Genomic DNA, 1111 nt, shown 5'->3' on the forward strand with positions numbered 1-1111 from the left:
CAAAAAGAAGAACCCGGCTATGACTTCCTCATTGCCGTCGATACCACGGCCTCTATGACCACTAGAGACTATTACAGCAAGATTACAGGCCGAGAAGAGCGGCGGGATGATATTGCTGACAAGCTTTTAAATGGCGGAGACCGTTACAGCTATGGCGATGGCCTTCTAACCAAACTCTTGGCCGCCAATCCCAAGAACAAGGCCTGTGTTATGACCTTTGTAGGTGATGACAATTATGACGGAGAAAGATGTCAGCTGGATACCCAGACGAAGGTTCCTTATGGATGGCAAAGTCTGGGAAGAAACAGCGAAGCTAGGGTTTCCGTCCGGTATTCTAGCGGAACAGGGACCAACTACTGCACCCCCCTCTATCGGGCAGCCCAGCTCTTTAAGGATGACAGCGTGGTCAACGACGGCAATAGAAAGGTGCTAATCTTTATAACAGATGGCGAGCCCAATGAAAGCGTGTCCAGGTATAATCCTAGGTATGATGAGGTCACCATCTCAACTTCTAAGTACGCTGATATAACAGGGGATAATAGTAAAGCTTACAGATACTTGCAAAGTCAAGTTGGCGCTATAGACTTTCATTCCATCGCCATTAAGATAGAGGAGCGTAGGCTTAGCGAGTTAAGGGACTTAACCAATACCGCCAGAGGTCAGCTCCATTTAGCCGATGACGCAGAAGGCTTGACCAATGCCTTTGACAAAATCACCTCCAGCTATTCCACCAATAACCTTTATCTGGAAGACGTCCTTAGCCCTTATGTGGACTTGAACAAGGAGCAGGTCGATTTTCAAATCAAAAGAATTGCTGCTGATGGCACGAAGACAGTTATTTGGGAAGGTGGAGTGGGCAATTACCACAATACCAGGTATAACTACACCACCTTAGGTCATGCAGTAGGTGATGGCGACAAGTATATTTCATGGGCCTCTTATTCGCTTGGAGTTGGGGAAACCGGAAAGCAAGACCGGGTTCAGGTTAAATTCCGAGAAGGCCATAACCTAGGAAATGAAACCTTTCAAGTCTCCTATAACCTGAAAATCAATGATACAGCCAAAGCATACCTGGCAGAGCATTCCAATGTCTATCCCCATAAGGGCGAGT

At 46.9% G+C, this 1111-nt stretch carries 1 protein-coding gene; it reads left to right on the top strand.

Features of this window, described 5'->3' with window-relative positions:
• Positions 1-1111, top strand: a 1111-nt coding sequence (locus tag BLQ16_RS09700; RefSeq protein WP_159428083.1) for a vWA domain-containing protein, incomplete at both ends; no start/stop codon positions are given.

It is taken from the genome of Peptococcus niger, assembly GCF_900101835.1.
In the GTDB taxonomy this organism is placed as follows: Bacteria; Bacillota; Peptococcia; order Peptococcales; family Peptococcaceae; genus Peptococcus; species Peptococcus niger.